At 31.3% G+C, this 17,266-nt stretch carries 18 protein-coding genes and 1 pseudogene; 8 read left to right on the plus strand and 11 right to left on the minus strand.

Annotation, left to right across the window (positions count from 1 at the left end; genetic code table 11):
• The first annotated feature begins 6 nt into the window (after positions 1-6).
• Both BKH44_RS03370 and BKH44_RS03375 read left to right on the plus strand, forming a co-directional pair.
• Positions 7-1,332, plus strand: coding sequence for an NFACT family protein (locus tag BKH44_RS03370; RefSeq protein ID WP_095270077.1), 1,326 nt, complete (start codon positions 7-9; stop codon positions 1,330-1,332).
• Between the two features lie 9 nt (positions 1,333-1,341).
• Entirely contained in the window at positions 1,342-1,647 is a 306-nt protein-coding gene (locus BKH44_RS03375; RefSeq protein ID WP_095270079.1) for a hypothetical protein, read from the plus strand.
• Here BKH44_RS03375 and carA read toward each other — a convergent pair.
• The 5 genes from carA to BKH44_RS03400 form a co-directional block, all read right to left on the minus strand.
• The gene (gene carA / locus BKH44_RS03380) at positions 1,644-2,765 is read right to left on the minus strand and encodes a glutamine-hydrolyzing carbamoyl-phosphate synthase small subunit (RefSeq protein ID WP_095270081.1); all 1,122 of its coding nucleotides are present in this window, start codon (positions 2,763-2,765) and stop codon (positions 1,644-1,646) included. The two genes, BKH44_RS03375 and carA, sit on opposite strands and share 4 nt — an antisense overlap.
• Positions 2,765-3,316, minus strand: coding sequence for a DUF507 family protein (locus BKH44_RS03385; protein WP_095270083.1), 552 nt, complete (start codon positions 3,314-3,316; stop codon positions 2,765-2,767). The genes carA and BKH44_RS03385 overlap by 1 nt, the downstream gene beginning before the upstream one ends.
• A gap of 78 nt (positions 3,317-3,394) precedes the next feature.
• Positions 3,395-5,377, minus strand: a complete 1,983-nt coding sequence (locus tag BKH44_RS03390) for a PBP1A family penicillin-binding protein (RefSeq protein ID WP_095270085.1) — start codon at positions 5,375-5,377, stop codon at positions 3,395-3,397.
• Complete coding sequence (locus BKH44_RS03395; protein ID WP_095270087.1) at positions 5,370-6,473, minus strand: pyridoxal phosphate-dependent aminotransferase family protein; 1,104 nt, start codon at positions 6,471-6,473, stop codon at positions 5,370-5,372. The genes BKH44_RS03390 and BKH44_RS03395 overlap by 8 nt, the downstream gene beginning before the upstream one ends.
• Positions 6,466-7,794: a methyl-accepting chemotaxis protein gene (locus BKH44_RS03400; protein ID WP_095270088.1), complete on the minus strand. Its 1,329-nt coding sequence runs from the start codon at positions 7,792-7,794 to the stop codon at positions 6,466-6,468. The genes BKH44_RS03395 and BKH44_RS03400 overlap by 8 nt, the downstream gene beginning before the upstream one ends.
• Positions 7,795-7,990: 196 nt before the next feature.
• On the opposite strand from BKH44_RS03400, the gene BKH44_RS03405 reads away from it, so the two are divergent.
• Positions 7,991-8,443 (plus strand): Fur family transcriptional regulator, encoded by a 453-nt coding sequence (locus BKH44_RS03405; RefSeq protein ID WP_095270090.1) that lies wholly within the window; start codon positions 7,991-7,993, stop codon positions 8,441-8,443.
• Here the strand turns inward: BKH44_RS03405 and pseI are convergent.
• From pseI to flgH, 5 genes are read right to left on the minus strand one after another with little or no spacing between them, the layout of a single operon-like run.
• On the minus strand, positions 8,436-9,449 hold the full coding sequence (gene pseI / locus BKH44_RS03410) for a pseudaminic acid synthase (RefSeq protein ID WP_095270092.1): 1,014 nt from the start codon (positions 9,447-9,449) through the stop codon (positions 8,436-8,438). The two genes, BKH44_RS03405 and pseI, sit on opposite strands and share 8 nt — an antisense overlap.
• Positions 9,442-9,954, minus strand: a complete 513-nt coding sequence (gene pseH / locus BKH44_RS03415; protein ID WP_095270094.1) for a UDP-4-amino-4,6-dideoxy-N-acetyl-beta-L-altrosamine N-acetyltransferase — start codon at positions 9,952-9,954, stop codon at positions 9,442-9,444. Before pseH ends, pseI begins: the two co-directional genes overlap by 8 nt.
• A gap of 7 nt (positions 9,955-9,961) precedes the next feature.
• Positions 9,962-10,888 (minus strand): glycosyltransferase, encoded by a 927-nt coding sequence (locus tag BKH44_RS03420; protein ID WP_095270095.1) that lies wholly within the window; start codon positions 10,886-10,888, stop codon positions 9,962-9,964.
• Positions 10,885-11,571 carry a pseudaminic acid cytidylyltransferase gene (gene pseF / locus BKH44_RS03425; protein ID WP_095270096.1) on the minus strand — a complete coding sequence of 229 codons (687 nt, stop codon included), beginning with the start codon at positions 11,569-11,571 and terminating at the stop codon, positions 10,885-10,887. Before pseF ends, BKH44_RS03420 begins: the two co-directional genes overlap by 4 nt.
• Positions 11,572-12,282: a flagellar basal body L-ring protein FlgH gene (gene flgH / locus BKH44_RS03430; RefSeq protein ID WP_095270097.1), complete on the minus strand. Its 711-nt coding sequence runs from the start codon at positions 12,280-12,282 to the stop codon at positions 11,572-11,574.
• A 67-nt stretch (positions 12,283-12,349) separates the two neighbouring features.
• Here flgH and BKH44_RS03435 point away from each other — a divergent pair, with 67 nt between their 5' ends.
• Positions 12,350-12,796 (plus strand): GatB/YqeY domain-containing protein, encoded by a 447-nt coding sequence (locus BKH44_RS03435; RefSeq protein WP_095270099.1) that lies wholly within the window; start codon positions 12,350-12,352, stop codon positions 12,794-12,796.
• Here the strand turns inward: BKH44_RS03435 and BKH44_RS03440 are convergent.
• Positions 12,790-13,320, minus strand: coding sequence for a phospholipase D-like domain-containing protein (locus tag BKH44_RS03440; protein WP_095270101.1), 531 nt, complete (start codon positions 13,318-13,320; stop codon positions 12,790-12,792). The genes BKH44_RS03435 and BKH44_RS03440 overlap by 7 nt on opposite strands.
• 79 nt (positions 13,321-13,399) lie before the next feature.
• On the opposite strand from BKH44_RS03440, the gene BKH44_RS03445 reads away from it, so the two are divergent.
• From BKH44_RS03445 to argS, 4 genes and pseudogenes are all read left to right on the plus strand, one after another.
• Positions 13,400-14,644 (plus strand): hypothetical protein, encoded by a 1,245-nt coding sequence (locus BKH44_RS03445; RefSeq protein WP_095270103.1) that lies wholly within the window; start codon positions 13,400-13,402, stop codon positions 14,642-14,644.
• Positions 14,644-15,261, plus strand: a complete 618-nt coding sequence (gmk, locus tag BKH44_RS03450) for a guanylate kinase (protein ID WP_180674097.1) — start codon at positions 14,644-14,646, stop codon at positions 15,259-15,261. The genes BKH44_RS03445 and gmk overlap by 1 nt, the downstream gene beginning before the upstream one ends.
• Positions 15,262-15,327: 66 nt before the next feature.
• Positions 15,328-15,549, plus strand: a pseudogene (locus BKH44_RS03455) (twin-arginine translocase TatA/TatE family subunit); the annotation flags it as partial.
• A gap of 126 nt (positions 15,550-15,675) precedes the next feature.
• Positions 15,676-17,265 (plus strand): arginine--tRNA ligase, encoded by a 1,590-nt coding sequence (gene argS, locus BKH44_RS03460; protein ID WP_095270107.1) that lies wholly within the window; start codon positions 15,676-15,678, stop codon positions 17,263-17,265.
• Position 17,266: the final 1 nt, after the last annotated feature.

Consider the following 17,266-nt stretch of genomic DNA (forward strand, 5'->3'; position numbering starts at 1 on the left):
ATTATAATGAAACTTTGGCTACTAAAAAATATCGCCAAGTTTTTTTCAAATCAAGGGATAATCCGTAGCCTTAAACGAATTGATGATAATTTGTTCAAGCTTGAGTTTACTAAATATATTTTTTATTTGGATATGACTAAAGGGATGAGTAATATTTTTATCAATCATGATTTATTGCTCCCTATGAAAAAATATAATGCTCCTTTTGATGTTATGCTCTCCAAAATTGTCACTTATTCAAGGATTTTAGATTCTTGTGTAGATGGACAAAATAGGATTTTAAGATTATTTTGTCAACACTCTGGGAGTTATAAGAATATACAATTTTGTATTCAATTTGAATTCACAGGTAGGCATACCAATGTCATTTTGCTTGATGATAAAAATGTTGTTTTGGAAGCTTTGAGGCATATTAATAGAGATAGAAGTATCAGAGAAGTTCGTATTAATAAGATTTTAGAGCCTTTAGCACAGCCAGTTTTACATCTAAAGGATGACTTTGTCGAGCTTAGTATTGAAGCATTGCTTGAAGAGCTTAAAACAAATCATACCCAAAGCCATATATTAGAAGGTAAAAAACAAACCCTTATCGTTAAGATTTCAAAAAAGATTGAAAAACTTCAAAAAATGCTTGATGGATTGCCTAAAGAGCATGATCTTCAAAAGCAAGCTGATGAATTAGCTAAGAATGCAACTATTGTATTGGCGAATCTCAATTTTATTGAAAATTTTGTTAAAGAAGTTAGGTTAAAAGATTTTTTTGATAATGAAGTTAAAATCATTTTGCCTGAAGATTGTAGGACTCCTCAAGAAGGTTCAAATATTATGTTTTCTCAGTCCAAAAAACTTATAAAGAAGGCTAAAAATATTCATTTGCAAATCCAAAATTTTGAAAGTAAAATTAATTTTTTACTCCAAGAAATTAACTATATTAAGACTGTAAAAAATTTGCAAGACCTTCTGATACTTGAACCTAAAAAGATGAATAAAAAAAGTGCTTCAAAATATGAAGTTATTTTTATTGAAGGGATAAAAATCTCTATAGGGAGGAATAAAAGTGAAAATCAAGCTCTTTTGGAGGAAGCTAAAGCAGATGATATCTGGTTACATATCCGTGATATTCCTTCTTCTCATATGATAATTCATTGTGGTAAAAGTAAAGTTTATGATGAAGTATTGTATAAAGCAGGTCAAATTTTAGTAGGATTAAATTCTATTCAAATAGGTAACTTTAGTGTCGATTATACTAGAAGAAAGTTTGTAAAAATCATTGAAGGTTCCAATGTAATTTATTCTAAATATCAAACTTTTCATTATAAAAAACCATTTTAAGGATCAATAATGGCAATTTCACCTATTGGCAATATAACTTATATAAATCAAAATTCTCAAATCAATTCAATCCAGCAGGCAAATACTTTGTCTCGTGTTGATATGGTTGATATTATCAATAAAGAGTTTGAAGATAAATTAAAAGATATTGAAGAAACTCGTCCTGCAGAAGGAACACAATCTCTTCACCCTGATTCTAAGGGTAATGGATCTTTTAATGAAGATAATGCAGATCAAGAAAAAGATAATTCAAAAAGCCAAGAATCAATCACAAATAATTCAAAAAGCCATCATATTTTAGATATTAAAGTTTAGAGCATATCGGCAAATTGTTTGAAGAGGTTGGCAGATTCTTTGGGTCCTGGACTTGCTTCTGGATGATATTGTACTGAAAATATTGGAGAATTTTTGTATTTTATCCCCTCAATAGTGCCATCAAAAAGATTTCTATGAGTGATTTGAGCTATTTGTTCTATCTCTTCAGGTATAGAATAATTGTGATTTTGAGAGGTAATTTGAATGGTATGTGTCTGGAGATTTTTTACAGGATGGTTCCCGCCATGATGACCAAATTTTAGTTTGTGGGTTTTGTAACCATGTGCAATTGATAGGAGTTGATGCCCTAGGCAGATTCCAAATATGGGTATTTTTGCTTCAATGAGGAGCTTGATTTGAGTTACTTCATCTTTAAGCATTAGAGGGTCGCCCGGTCCATTGGATAGAAAAACACCTTTGATTTCTCCACTTTTATATTTTTGCACAATAGTATTGGCTTGAAAATTATGAGGTATTACCTCAGGTTCAAGTCCTACAGCTACAAGCTCATTAAGTATGTTTCTTTTGGCACCAAAATCAACAGCAATGATTTTTTTGGTGATTTTTGGAGGCGAACCATATTTAAAATTATTGAAATCAAAGACTGAATTTTGATGGACATAATTAGTTTTTGTTGAAACTTCTGGGATGAGATTGATTTCTTGGATTTGTTTGGATTGTGAAAGCTGTCTTTTGAGATCTTTTGATGTGCAAATAGAAGTTGAGGCAATCATCATCATTGAGCCATTATTGCGGATAGTCTTGATAAGGGATCTTGTGTCAATATGAGTGATGCCTAGAATGTTTTGAGATTTTAGAAATTTTGCTAAGCTTTCTTGTGATCTAAAATTTGAATAAGATTTATTATAATGACGAGTGATGAGACCTTTGCAAAATGCTTTTTTGGATTCCATATCATCAGTATTACTCCCAACTATACCAATTTCAGGCATACTAAAAACGATAAATTGTCCAGCATAACTTGGATCTGTAATGATTTCTTGATATCCAGTCATTGAGGTATTGAATACAACTTCACCTATGTGTGTTCCATCGGCTCCAAAGCTTTTTCCTTTCAAGAAAAGACCATTTTCGAAATAAACATAAATATCTTGCATTATAAAAACCCTTTTCTTTTTAGCTCCTCTTCATAAAGCTTTTCAAAAACTAGTTCATATTCATCAGTACCGACCAATAATCTTCTTTTGTAGTTTTTAATTTTTTCAATGACTTCTTCTTGAATTTCTTCATATAGTTTTGAGTAAGTCTCAATTGATTTGAAAATCAAATTTTTAATGAGATTTTCTGATACATTGAATATGATAAAACCTTCCAGACTGATTTCATCTAAGATTTTATGTGATATTTCATTATATCTATCTTCCCAAGAGAGTAAGAAATTTTGTTCTTCAGCAATTTGACGTTTTATCATCCAGAAAAGCTGTCTTTCATCTGCACGCATGAATTCAATTTCATCAAGATTTTCTTCTAAAAGATTTTTAGCTTTTTGATCAATTTCTAGTTCTTTTTTGAGATCATTTTCTAAAATCTCTTTAGCAACATTAGCAATATTTTCTAATGTTGTTTTGAGTTCTAAAAGATCAGAGTTGGCAATATCTAATGCAATTTTGTTAGCTACATGGGGAATATGGGTTAGTTTTAATTTCATTGCACACCTCTATAAAGATTTTTGTGCAAAATTCTAGCTTTTTTTAGGTAAATTTCTATTTAAAGCAAAAGATAAGTTTTAGAACAATAATTTTTCATCAATGGTATCTTGTACTTTATTGTCTGGTAGTTTTGAGGTATGAGTATAATAATAATCACTTTTGTTGATGGTTTTTTTAGCTACACCTTCAGGGATGTCAAATTTACGTTTTAAGCCCGGATCTATTTTCAATACATTGCTGATGAAATAAGAGAATACAGGAGGAGAAACAATACCTCCTGATTCTTTTGGTCCAATAGGCGTATTATCATCTCTCCCATACCATATTATTGCTTGGATTGAAGGTGTGAAACCTGAAAACCAACCATCAATATTGTTATTTGTTGTCCCTGTTTTTCCTGCCATTTCTATTCCTTTGACTTTTGCCCTCCTCCCAGTGCCATTTGAAACCACTTCTTTGAGGATAGAAATCGTTAAGAAGGCTTGTTGAGGAGAAGTTATCTCTTGGGGTTCTTTTGGTTCAAAAACTTCTACATTTCCATTCCTATCAGTGATACTTTCAATCATATTGGGTTCAACCATTTGTCCATAATTTGAAAAAATTGAATATTCTTTGGCTGCTTCTAAAGGAGAGATTCCAAAGCTTCCTAATATGATTGACATATCTTTAGGTAGGTTTTTAAACCCATATTCCTGAAGTTGTGTATAGACTTTATTGAAGCCTACCATTTCGACCAAATTAATAGTAGCAAGATTGAGTGAGTGACTAAGTGCTTCTTTGAGTGTAACAAGCCCTTTGAAGCTTTTTGAAAAATTATTGGGTCTCCAGTACTCATCTTTTTCGTCCGTCTCGGTAATATCAGTATTATAGCTTTTATTAAAGCTTCTAGCGACATCAGGAACAGAAGTGGCAGTAGAATACCCACTATCAAAAGCTATTTGATAAATAAAAGGTTTGATAGTGCTTCCAAATTGTCTTTTTGTCTGAGTAACACGGTTGAATGCACTTTTAGCATGATCAATACCACCTACTAAAGCTAGGATTTTTCCTGTTTTAGTATCTGTGACAATCATTGCACCATTTAGAGAGTCATATTCATCTGGAATTTCTTGAGCTTTTTTGTAATGTTCTTTATCTAGTCTTTTTTTGATATTTTCATAGCCATATTTTAAAGCATCTTGAGCGATTTTTTGGTAATCTAAATCAATGCTGAGTTTGATTTTATACCCTCCGCTTTTGATATCAGGAATATAGCTAAGTTGTTTGAGTACTTCATCTGTTACATACGGAGCTACATTTTGAGTGAGTGTTTGATTGTATACTTGAGGGATTTGGGTTGTTGCTTTTTCATATTCTTCTTTGCTTATCCAACCAAGATTGTACATTCGAGAAATGATATTATTAGCACGACTCAAAGAAAAATCAAGATTTTTAGTAGGATCATAAAAACTTGGAGCTCTTGGAAGTGCCACTATCATTGCAATTTCTTTTAGGCTCAAGCGATTGATAGGTTTTTTGAAATAACCCATTGCGGCTGTTTTGACACCATAATACCCATGCCCAAAAAAAGTTTGATTGAAATAACGTTCTAGAATCTGTTCTTTGGTCAAAATATGTTCTATTTGGATTGATAATAAAGCTTCTTTAATTTTTCGCGATAGTGTTTTATCGCGAGTCAAGACCATGTTTTTTATGAGTTGTTGGGTGAGGGTACTCCCACCTTCTACATATTTTCCATTTTTAATATTTTTTATTATCGCACGTAAAATTGCATCATAATTGATGCCACCATGTTCAAAATAAAGTGTATCTTCAACTGCTAAAAGAGCTTCAATCATTTTTGGAGGGATTTCATCAAATTTTGCATAAAATCGGAATTCTTTATCATAAATATTGGCTATAAGATGATTTTTACGATCAAAAATTTGTGTGGTTAATTGAGGGTGGTAGTTTTTAATCTTTACAATGTCTTCTTTGAGCCCCATCCATAAAGCTCCTATATAAATAATGATACATATGATGAATATCGCTAAAATTAAAATAATGATTTTTTTAAGCATAAATAACCTTGAGTTTTTTGATAATTTTACACAATTTTTCTGTGTCTTTAGGAGAGTTTTTTATAGATAATACAATTCTTAATATCGGTTGGGTGACAGTGGGTTTGCGAATAGCTCCTACTAAGAATCCTTGTTTTTGGAGTATTTCATATGTTTGTTGCATTGTGCTTATGTTTTTAAAAGGGATGGTGATTATTTGAGTAAGAGGGTAAATCCCTAATACTTCATGAACAATTTTTTTGTGTAAATGGATTTTTTTAATTAATTCTTGTTTATTTTGTTGTATATATTCTAAATTGACTAGTGCGAGTGCAGTATCAAAGATTGAAAGGGCTGTAGTGTAAATAATACTTTTTGCACGATTACATAAAAAATCAATTATTTTTTTGTCTGCTGCGATATAAGCACCATAACTTCCATATGCTTTTGAAAGGGTACCCATTTTGATAAAATTAGATTGGATAGGGATCTGATAGTGATCAAAATACCCTAATAAATTATTCCCAATACTGCCATTGCTGTGTGCTTCATCCACAATTAAAATAGCATTGTTATTGCAAGCAATTTTTGAAAATTCTTCTTGTGCTATATCCCCATCCATAGAATAAATACCTTCAATGGCAATGATAATTCTCCCTTTTGGTTTAGTGGTGTTGATTTTGTTTGATAAATCTTTAGCGTCATTATGTTTGAAATATATGACTCTTTCTCCCAATGATTTTGCTGCGTAAATACCGCTAGCATGATATTTTTCATCAATATAAATTTTATCATTTTTACGAACCAAAGCATCAAAAAGTGCAATATTAGCTAAAAAACCACTCCCTAAAATAATGCAATCATCAAATCCATTTTGTTTGCAAATCATAGATTCAAGGTTTTGGTGTAGAGGGCTATAACCATTGATAAGTAAAGATGCTTTCGGAGAATGAGAATCTTGAGAGATTGCTAGGGCAGCTGCTTTTTTTGCAAGTATTTTTTTATTTGATAGTCCTAGATAATCATTAGAAGCGAAATCCCTAAAAGATTTTGGGAAGATTTTTCGCTCCCTGTATAGATTAAAATGCTTGATGGTAGCAATTTCTTTATCAAACATCTTGTTGTGGTTTTTGTTTGTTCAATAGATTTTCGATATTTTGATTGATTTCTTGAGATTTTTCATAAAGCATTTCTTCAATACTTTTTATGACACCCATACTGCCATTTTCCATTGCAGAGATTTTTTGATCAATAAAATTTTTGTTCAAAGAATTTGGCTCTTCTAGTAATGTTTTGGCTAAAGTATTGGCTTCTGTATGTACGGTTGCGTGATAAGTATCAAGATGTTTATATCCTTGCGTTGTAGAGAAATATTTTTTCCCATCACCTTCAAAATACCATTTCCCTAAGCGACAGTTTTGGTGTTGGACTTGATTGAAAGATTCAGAAATTTTAAAAAGTAAGGCATAAAGATTATTTTTATAGATAGTATGATCAAGCTTAGCGAGTGCACAAAATATTTGATTATTTGAATTGTAGATTGCGTATTTGGCAAGCTGAGAACCTGTTTTTAACCTGTTGACCATTTCATGTATTTCATCAATACCTGTTTTGACTTCTTGAGTGATTAGATTTGTTTCATCTGTACTGGTTTGAATATCGCTTGCTTCTTGCTGCATAGATTTCACAACAATAGCGATTTCTTTGGTAGCTTTTTGAGTTTTTTCAGCAAGTTTACGAACTTCATCAGCTACCACAGCAAAACCTCTGCCATGTTCACCTGCTCTTGCAGCTTCAATAGCTGCATTGAGTGCTAAAAGATTTGTTTGTTCGGCAATATCATCAATGAGTGAAATTACATTGGTGATTTCATTACTCCGTTGTGTCAGCGAATTTACAAGCATGATTGCATTCTGCATCTTTTCATAAAGAAAATTAACATTTTGTGAGGCTTTGATGCTTGTATTAAGTCCTTGAAGACTGCTTTTTTCTGCCTCAATGGCTTTCTCTAAAATATTTTTACTTTCATTTAAGATATTTTGAAAGGATTCTTGAGCTATCAAAAGACCATCTTTTAGACTTTTATGATAGGTTTCAAAAAGGTTGAGACCATTTTCTTTTTCATAAATAAAATCATTTTCTGCAAGTGCGAAATAAATTACTCCATTAATATTTTTACTCTTGACTTTGAAGCTATGATTTTTTATAGTCAAACTATTGATACCTTCTTGAAGTTTTGGAGCTATCTCGTCAATATCTATAATTCTTGAGGCATTTTCATTTTTAAAAATAATTTTCCCATCTTTGAGACCAAATATTATTTCATTAAGAGAAAATTCTGCTAATGATTGATAAGAATGAAGTTGTTTTTTTAATTCTTCAATTTGAGTATTTTTTTCTGTCAGTTGGAGTTGAAAATTTTTGTTATTTCTAAACATAATATCTTTACCTCGCTATGATATTTTGAGATGAGACTTAAGGCTTGTTTATTATATTGATTTTTGGAAAATAATTTATTAAAATGCCATAAGATTTACTTTACTCTTGTTGGAAAAAGATATACTTAACAGAAAACATAGAAAATCGTGAATACAACATAGATTTATGTTTGAATATAAAAAATTGAGGTTTATGATGCAAAATAGATTAGAGACATTAGAATCCATACTTGATAGGCTCCGTTCTTCAATTAAAAAAAATGGTTTGAAGAACTCTAAACAAAGGGAAGAAATTCTTTGTGTTCTTTATAAAAGTGGTACCCATTTAAGTCCTGAAGAGATTGCATCCGAAGTAAAAATAAAGGATAAAACTACTAGCATTTCTTCAGTCTATAGGATATTGAGTTTTTTAGAAAAAGAAAATTTTATTTCTGCATTAGAGGCTGATAAGAGTGGTAGGAGATATGAAATTGCAGCTAAAGAACACCATGATCATATTATTTGTTTGCATTGTGGGAATATTATTGAATTTGTAGATCCTGAAATTGAAGAGAGACAAGTTAAAGTAGCGAATAAATATAATACTAAATTGATAAGTCACAATATGAAGTTATTTGTACTTTGTGAAAAATGCCAGAAAATTAAATAAAATCTCCAAATTCAAGAGGTTTGCCAAACTTTAGATTTTGAGTTGCTTTTTTCCCTATGATTTCTTTGAGGTATTTTGGTGGGATTCCATTATTTGGTCTGATTGATCGAATGTTATTTGTATTGAGTATTTCTCCTTTTTTGATGTCTTGGGATACAAAGAGACTCCTTGCAAATTTTCGATTATTTTTAAATTTTTCTATATCAATAGAGGGGTTTTTTTCTCCTAATATGATAATACATTCATTGATTTGTTCTACCATTTTTTTGAATGCTATTTTATCCATGCTGAAAGCAGAATCTGGAGTATTTATTGAAGAATCCAAAATAAAATGTTTTTCTATTATTGTTGCTCCAAGTGTGGTTGCAATAATAGGGGATAGGTTACCTTGAGTGTGATCAGAAAGACCATATTTTACTCCATATTTTTCTCCTAGTTTTATCATAGAAAGTAAATTAGCTTCTTTAATGGGTGCAGGATAGGCACTGGTGCATTTTAGCAAAGTGATATTTTCATTCCCTGCTTGTTTACAGGTATCTATGGCTTCTTGAATTTCTTCTTCAGTGGCTATTCCTGTTGAGATAATGATAGGTTTCTTTGTTTTGGCAGTATGATAAATCAGTTCTGTATCAGTTATTTCAAAGCTAGCAATTTTATACATTTCGCAATCAAGGGATTCTAAAAAATCTAATGCCTTGATACTAAAAGGTGAGCTGAAAATTTTTATCCCAATTTTTTTAGCCAATTCAAATAACTCTTGATGCCATTCCCAAGGAGTGTATGCTTCTTTATAAAGTTCCCAAAGAGTTTTACCATCCCATAAAGTGCCTGAATTGATTTGAAAATAACTTTCTTGAGAATTTAAAGTTAGGCATTCTGGTGTATAGGTTTGAAGTTTTATAGCATCGGCACCACATTCTTTGATTGCTAAGATGGATTTTTTTGCAATTTCAAAATCTTGATTGTGATTGGCACTGAGTTCGGCAACAATAATTGGTTTAGTCATTGGGATTCCTTTTGGTATAAATGAGTACATTTTCATATACCCCTTCTTGATATATAAAATCTAAAAGCTCTCCACTATAGTTATAATCATATTTTTGATAGAAATCAATAGCTTTTTGATTGTTTTTCATTACTTCTAAATGCAGTGTGTGGAGCGAAAATTCTTTGAATGCAATATATTCAAGGCTTTTTAAGATTTCTTTACCCACCCCTGTAAGATTTGGGTTTTTGTAAAGCCCCAAGAAGGCATGTTTATGCAAGGGGTTGATTCGTGTAATAGAGCCGACTCCTAATTCAATTTGGTTTTTTTTGAATAACCAATAATAACTTTTAGATGTTTTCTTGAGTCCTGCAATGAACTTTAGATGTGAAGAGAGTGAAATATTTTTGGTATACATCCATTTTGATATTTCAGGATGGTTTCTGAATTCTAAGATTTTGAGGCAATCGTTTTTTTGTAGTTGTGTAAAATCTATAGCATTAATATCTTTGATATTGTAGTTCATCTTATCCTCAAATACATTCACATTTAGGAATGATGGTTTTTAGTTTTTTGAAAAGTGATTTTCCAAAAGGGATATTTGAATATTTTAAAATCATTTCTTGGCGAATTTTTAAGGATTTGATTGTTTCTAAATCTTTGTATAAAGACTCAAGATCAGTGATCCTCATCGCTCCTTTTTCTTCCCATTGTTTGGCTTGAAAATTCTGATTAGTAGCAATGGGGATAATCAAAGTGGGGACTTGAGACATTGCCAATTCATTAAGTGTTCCTCCTCCAGCTGATATGGCTACATCACATTTTTTCATCAACACAGCCATTTGGGAACTAGAGATATTATTATAGAATTTGATTTTGTTTTTGAAGGGGTGTTTTTTAAAATTTATTCTTGAGATGATATGTAGATTGAAGGGTAATTCTTTGATAATTTCAAGGATTTTTTTTGTCATTCCTAAAGGGTCTGTCCCCCCTAGTGTGAGCAAAAGATCAGTTATCTGTTTTTTTGGTATTTTAGTAGAAAAAAATTTTTTGTCAATGATGGCATATTCAATACCCAAAAGATAGTTTTCATTTGTATCATAAAGTTTTTCGGCTCCTAATGCACCATTTAAGACAATAGTATTTTTAGGATAAGTCATCATTGCACTATCATCAAGAACGATTAGTTTTTCTGTTAGTTTGATTGTTTTTTGATAAGTTTTTTTTGTTGCTTGGTAGCTATCAATAATAACGACATCAGTTTGAGCAAGTAAAGATTTTAATTTATTATTTTCTAACCATTCACAATGATGATCTGCAAGTGGTGATATTTCATCACCTCGTTGATAGAGTGTGACATCAGGAGATATTTCTAATAAAAGTTTTTTGAGTCGATAGCAACGTATCAAATGACCCAATCCTTGACTTTTGCCAGCTTCGCAAAATATTTTTATTTTCATTTTTGATTTTTGAGTTTATATTTGATTTCTGCTATATGCCAATCATCAAGAGTATCAATATCTTGTACATTCATCCGTGGTAAAATAATGCCAATAGAATGAGAATCAAAAATTGTTCTTTCTTCATAAAATGTGTGGGCTTTTGCCCAATAGAAAGCACCTGCGTCGTGGTAAAATGTTTTTAGATCTTGAGAACGACTTAGGGCATATTGGGGGAAAACCATTGATATTTTTTCTTCATCAATTACAAAGCCTCTCCAAGGAGAAAAATCAAATTCTACACAAGAAAAAGCATAAAATTTTTCAGGATTTTGGAGGAGTTTTTCCATTCCTAAAAGGATATGTTCAGGTTGAATTAAAGGTGCTGTAGGATAAAGGCAACAAACTAGATCTTCATCTTTAAGTTCAAGCATTTTACAAGAGTGCGCAATGACAGGGATAGTGGGAGTGTTGTCAAGTGCAAGTTCCTTTGGTCGCATAAATGGGACTTTTGCCTTATAAGTTTTTGCAATTTGTGCTATTTGTTCATCATCAGTACTTACAATGATTTCATCAAATATATCACATTTTTTTGCTGTTTGTATAGAATAGCTGATGATAGGTTTGTCGCAAAAAAGCTTGATATTTTTTTTGGGTATACGTTTACTCCCACCTCTAGCTGGTATAATGGCTATTTTTTTCATTTAATAAGGCCATTCAGATTCTACAACATCAGAAGCGATTTTTTTCTTGTTGGTATTACTGAGTGCACCTATGTTTGAGTACTGTATTTTGGCATCTGCAATGAATTTAGATTGGATAGTATTGTTCCTATTGATATCATAAGGTCTTATCACGCCACTGATCCTTAGTATCTGCTTTTCTCCATCAACTAAAACTTCTTTATTGCCATAGATAAAATAATTACCATTTTCTAAAACCTTGATGATCCTAGCTGTTACAGTCAGTGTGAGGTTTTCATTTTTGCTTTGAGAACCTCCACCTTTAAAGTTTGTATTATTGCTTGGTTTAGTGAGGCTATAGTTGGTTTGATCATCTAAGAATTGACTAGATTTTTTTTTGTTTTCATCTGTCCCATTATAGCTTAATCTTGGGGGTGTGGAATTTCCACCTGATGTGCTGTTGTAAGTTTTTGAGGTAGAAAAATTAGCATTAGAAGATTCGTTAATAATAATAGTGATAAGGTCATCAGGCTTCATAGCTCTTCTATCTGCAAATAATGGTCTTTCGCCTTGTCCAAAAAGACTTCCAGGTTTGCTCAATTCAGGGATAAATTCTTTAGAAGGCATTTCTTCGACATATTCAGGTGGATTGAGATCAATTTCAGGTTCATAAGCATTGATATAGATGCTTGTTAATGTTAATATCAAACTGAAGATAGATATTTTTTTCATTTTAACTCCTTTTGAGTAACGAATAACTTGTATAATGAAAGCAAATTTTATTCCTAAAGGAAAGCTAATGAGTGCCATAAAAGAAAAAATGACTCAAGATTTAAAAAAGGCAATGAAAACAGGAGATATTTTTAGACGTGATACGATACGTATGCTCAATAGTTCTCTCAAACAAGTAGAAGTTGATAAAAGGATCGTGCTGAGTGATGAGGATGTTATTGGAATTTTGAAAACTGCTTATAAGCAGAGAGAAGATGCTGCAAAAGCTTATAAAGAGGCAAATCGAGAAGATTTATTTGAAAAAGAAAATAAAGAAATGGCTCTTATTTTGGAATATTTACCCTTGCAGCTTAGTGATGAAGAGTTGGATGAAGAAGTTTTGAAAGTAATTGAAAAACTTGGGGCAAACAATCCAAAAGATATGGGCAAAGTAATGGAGGCTTTGAAACATTTAAGTCAAGTGGCTGATGGTAGAAGAATTTCTTCAAGTGTGAAAAAGTTTTTGTCTCAGTAAGGTTTGCATTGTGAAAACATTTTTTTAAAATAGTTTATTGATTTTGAGATAATTGTTTTATCATTGCTTTTTAAAAGCAACTCATAATTATTTTCAAAGGCATTTTTACTCCAGTTAGCAGAGCCAATAAGGATAGTGTTGTTATCTATGATTGCCATTTTTTGATGCATTATGCCATTGTATTTGTCATTTTTTGCTCTTTTTCCATCTAGAAGGCAAGTTTGAATCCCATTATATTTACTCAGATAACCAATAGTCGAATAAGGATTATTAATATTGGCTTCTTTATCATAAATAATTTTTATTTTTACCCCTCTTTTTGCTGCTTCTTTTAAACTTTTTGCTATTTCTTTATTTGTAAAACTAAAGATAGAGATATAAATATTTGCTTGAGAAGATTTGATGGAATCCATAAGCGTATGAAGGGCTTGTTTTTGCTCATAAGGCATAAAATAAATTTGATTTGCCATAAGCGAACTTGATAAGAATACGATAGAAAAAAGTTTAAAAAATATGCGATTCATTTGAATCCTTTAATCTAAAATGAGGTAATTAATCGGTATAATCCTAACACTTTTTAAAAAATAAAGCGTGGAGTAGAAATTGAAAATACTTCTGATAAATAACGATTCAATGGTAACCAAGCTTTTTGAAGCTAGTGCTAAAAAGTTGGGACTAGAGCTTATTGTTCAAACTGAATTAAAGATTCAAGATATTGAAGGAGAATTATTTTTATTTATTGATGAGGGAATAGAGGGTGATTTTTCTGAATTTTTGCAAAAAAATAGTTTAGTTTTAAGCTGTTTTTTGCATAAGTATTCAAGTCCTAAGAAAGAAGGATTTGATATTTATATTAGGAAACCTTTTTTGCCTACAGAAATTTTAGATATTTTGAAGCCAAAGCTAGTAGAAATGGGGATAACAGAAGCAACTACTAGTGATATTACAAAAGATCAATTAGAAGACTTATCAAAAGCAGCTTTACGCTTGAGGCAAAATAGTTTAGAAGATATAGATGATTTAGAAAGTTTAGAATTAACTAGTTTGGATGATTTGATAACTGATAATAAAGCTCCATTAGTGGATTCAAAAGGGTTTGAAGAATTCGATAAGCCAAATTTAGTTGAATATAGCCTTGATGATTTAGAAAATGAAGAGTTTGATTTATTCGATAAAGAGCAAGAAATTCAAACATCAGATAAAAAAGATGAAGGTAAAACTATTGAGCTAGAATCTGAAAAAATGGATTTTGATTTGCAGGCACAAGAAGAAGATAAACCCAATCAAGATAACTTTATCGAAGAAGAGTTTTTAAAAGAAGATATTGTTAATCTTAAAGAAGATCCTCAAGAAGAAAATAATCTTGAAAATCTTGAATCTGTATTGGAACCTCAAGATTTACAAAATGATTTTGAAGGAATTCTAGATTATAAAGATAATCTTTCTGTCCTTGATAAAAATCAGGTTGATGAGGTTAAAAAAATATTAGAGCAGACAGACAATAAAGATATCTCAGCACAAAAGACAAATACTCCTAATCAAATTGAAGATTTTGAAGGGATTGATGAAAAAGATATTATCAGTGCTTTAAGTGATAAAGAAATCAAAGATATACAGCCTTCAGATGTAGAAAGTAAAAAAAATATCCCCAAAACTAACAAGAAAAGAGTTTCCAAACAATCTTCAAAAAAACCAACACGAAAAGATTTAGATATTTCATCTTTGGATAATATTGAAGAATTAATAAAAAATATGCCTTTAGAAACTTTACAGACAATCTTTAATGGAGCACAATTCACAATCAATATCAGTTTCCCTAATCAAAAAAAATCTAATAAGAAAAAATGATGAAGCATGGTGGGATTTTAATTTTATCAGGACCTAGTGGTGCAGGCAAAAGCACACTTTGTAAGCATTTGCAAGAAAACATTAAAAATATCTATTTTTCTATCTCAACAACAACAAGGCGTCCAAGAGATGGAGAAGAAGATGGTAGGCATTATTATTTTGTTTCTAAAGATGATTTTGTAAAAGGTATTAAAGAAAACAAATTTTTAGAATGGGCACAGGTGCATAATAATTATTATGGGACTGCTTTAACCCCTATAAAAAAAGCACTTGAAGATGAGAAATTAGTCATTTTTGATGTTGATGTACAAGGACATAAACAGATCAAAGATTATTATAAAAATGCTCGTTCTGTTTTTGTTATAACCAAAAATAGGACGATTTTGAAAGATAGACTTTGTTTGAGGCAGACAGATTCAGAAGAGGTCATTTCATTGAGGTTAAAACATGCTGATGAAGAGGTAAAATATATTGATGAGTTTGATTATTTACTCATTAATGATGAAATAGAGGCGGCGAAAGAAATTATTATTTGTATTGCTAAAACTTTACCCTATACCCAAAATACGGAGAATTCGAAACAATTTTATCAAGAATGGAACCAAGATTTCTCTTAAGGGCAAAAAGTATAGGTTTGATGTTATAATTAAAAACAAGAAATTTATTTGAGAAAGGATTTTTAAATGGGTGGTTTTGGAAGTGTATGGCATTGGGTGATTGTTCTTTTGGTTATTGTTTTGCTTTTTGGGGCAAAAAAAATCCCTGAATTGGCTAAAGGTTTAGGTAGTGGTATTAAAAATTTTAAGAAAGCTGTTAAAGAAGATGATGATTCAGAGATTGAAACAACACCTATTGAGGTAGTAGAAAAACAGGTTACTACACCAACTGTTGAAAAAAAACAAAAAACTACAAGGGCTTATACAAAAAAGACGACTACAGCAAAAACTGTTTCTAAGGAAAGTGTTCCTTCTGAGCCTAAAAAAAGGGGAAGAAAACCAAAGGTACAGACTAATGTTTGATTGGAAACAATGATGTATCATTGTGTTAAAAAAATTTTAGAAGATACTTTAGAAGCCAGTATTGTCTTAGAACATCCAAAAAATAAATTACATGGGCATTATGCCACTCCAATAGCTTTCTCTTTGGCTAAAATTTATAAGAAAAATCCTGCTGTCATTGCCGAGGAGATTTCCAAAAAACTTGCTTGTGTAAAAGAATTTAAGCAAGTTATTCCTCTTAATGGTTATATCAATATTACACTTTCAAAAGAATTTTTAAATCAGCTTGCTTTGAATGCAATCAATAGAGGAATGGATTTTGGTCGGCAAAAAGACCCTAAAGATAAAATTTTATTAGAATATGTTTCTGCTAATCCTACTGGACCACTACATATAGGTCACGCTAGAGGTGCTATATTTGGGGATGCTTTATACAGATTAGGGAATTTTTTGGGGTATGGTATAAATACTGAATATTACATTAATGATGCAGGTTCTCAGATTCAGATGCTAGGCTTATCTATTTATCTTACGGGTAGGGAATATTTTTTAAAAGAGGCAGTCATTTATCCTGATAGTTACTATAAAGGTGAGTACATCCTTGAGCTAGCTATTTTAGCAAAAGATAAATATGGACAGAAAATTTTTCAAGAAGAGAGCAATATTGCTTTATTGAGTGATTTTGGAAAAGATTTGATGCTAGGAGAAATCAAGAATAACCTTTTGGAAGTGGGTATTATTTTTGACAATTTTGTCAGTGAAAAATCACTTTATGGAGAATGGGGTGAGACTCTCAAGAAGCTTGAAAAAAGTGGCGGCATATATCAAAATGAAGGTAAAGTCTGGCTTTATTCAAGCCTTAGAGGAGATGAGAAGGATCGTGTGATTGTAAGAGAGAATGATGAGCCTACTTATCTTGCTGGTGATATTATCTATCATGCTAATAAGTTTGAACGTCCTTATGATCGTTATATTAATATTTGGGGTGCAGATCATCATGGTTATATTGCTAGGGTAAAGGCAGCTATTCATTTTCTGGGTTATGATGAGGGTAGGCTTGAAATCTTGCTTTCTCAAATGGTTAGTTTGCTTAAGGGTGGACAACCTTACAAGATGAGTAAACGGGCAGGGAATTTTATCTTGATGAAAGATGTAGTCGCTGAGATTGGGAGTGATGCATTACGATTTATATTTTTATCCAAAAAATCAGATACGCATTTAGAATTTGATATAGAGGAACTCAAAAAACAAGATGCCTCTAACCCAGTTTTTTATATCAATTATGCCAATGCTCGTATCCATACATTGTTTGAGAAGTCTTCTTTAGATGAGAATGAGGTTTTGAATATTACTTTAAAAGACTTAAATCAAGAAGCACAGAATCTACTGTTTAGTGCTTTGCGGTTCCCTTATATCCTTGAAAATTCTTTTGCTGAAAGGGGTTTGCAGAAATTATGCGAGTACCTTAAAAATCTTGCTGCTGATTTTCATAGTTATTATAATGCCCACAAAATCATTGATACTCCAACAGAAAGCCAAGTCTTAAAAGTCTGCAAAGTCGTGAGTCTTTCTATAACTATAGGGCTTGATTTATTGGGTATACAAGCAAAGAAAAAAATGTAGT

This window comes from Helicobacter sp. 13S00477-4, from assembly GCF_002272785.1.
In the GTDB taxonomy this organism is placed as follows: Bacteria; Campylobacterota; Campylobacteria; order Campylobacterales; family Helicobacteraceae; genus Helicobacter_J.